Annotated in this window: 1 protein-coding gene; it reads left to right on the top strand. The window is 46.0% G+C overall.

Translation table 11 applies throughout. The features are described 5' to 3' along the window. On the top strand, positions 1–1110 hold a 1110-nt coding region (locus Q9R23_RS15880), incomplete at both ends, for an IS1182 family transposase (protein WP_311247422.1).

Below are 1110 nucleotides of genomic sequence, written 5' to 3'. Positions count from 1 at the left end.
AGATGGGAGAAATCAATGAAGAAGCCATCTTTATCGATGGTACAAAGCTAGAGGCGAATGCGAACCGATACACCTTTGTTTGGCGGAAATCGATCGAACGTCATAGTTCGTCTCTCGTGGACAAATCGAATCGTATCTATGACAACCTCGTCGAACAAGACATCCTACCGGAAATTGAACGAGAAAGCCCGGACGAGCTCATTCTCTCAGAACTCGAACACATGGGTGAAGCTTTAGACGCACATATCGCTTCCATCAACCAAAAAATCGAGGCGAGTTCGGATACCCAAGAAAGAAAACGTCTACGTTCTGAACGGAAGGAACCACGTCTCCTTCGAAAGGTGATTACAGATTTCAGCGAGCGGAAACAGAGATATGCCCTCCAAAAGAGGACGCTCGCTGGACGGAACAGCTATTCGAAAACAGACACAGACGCGACGTTCATGCGAATGAAGGAAGATCATATGCAAAATGGACAACTCAAGCCAGGCTATAACGTTCAAATCGCGACCGAAGGACAGTACACACTCGCTTATGATATTTATCCGAATCCGACGGATGCCCGGACGTTACTTCCCTTTTTAGATGAGATCAGCTCATATTTACCACTACCACCGCATATCGTTGCGGATGCCGGCTATGGGAGTCAGGAGAATTATCAGGATATTCTGATGCGCCGAGGGCGCATTCCACTCATCCCTTATACGATGTTCGAAAAAGAAAAGTCTCGAAAATGGCGCAATGATCCATTTAACACAGCAAACTGGTCTTATGATGAAAGGTCGGATCGTTTTGTGTGCCCTAATGGACAGGACGTAACATTCCGTTACATGTCCAAGAGAACAGATCAGTACGGATTCACGCGTGATTTCAAGGTGTATGAAAGCGAAGGGTGTGATGGCTGCCCGTTTCGCTCCCGTTGTACCAAGGCCAAAGAGGGTCGTCACCGACAGGTACACATAAACACTTCATGGGAAGAACAAAAAGAACAGATGAAAAAATGGCTTTCAGATCAAAAAACAGGATCCCTCTATGCGAAACGGAAGATAGACGTGGAACCAGTTTTTGGATATCTGAAGGCTAATTTGAGTTTCACTCGCTTTTCTGTGA

Source organism: Exiguobacterium sp. BRG2, assembly GCF_031844245.1.
Classification (GTDB): Bacteria; Bacillota; Bacilli; order Exiguobacteriales; family Exiguobacteriaceae; genus Exiguobacterium_A.
This window is presented reverse-complemented; position numbering and strand designations above follow the sequence as displayed.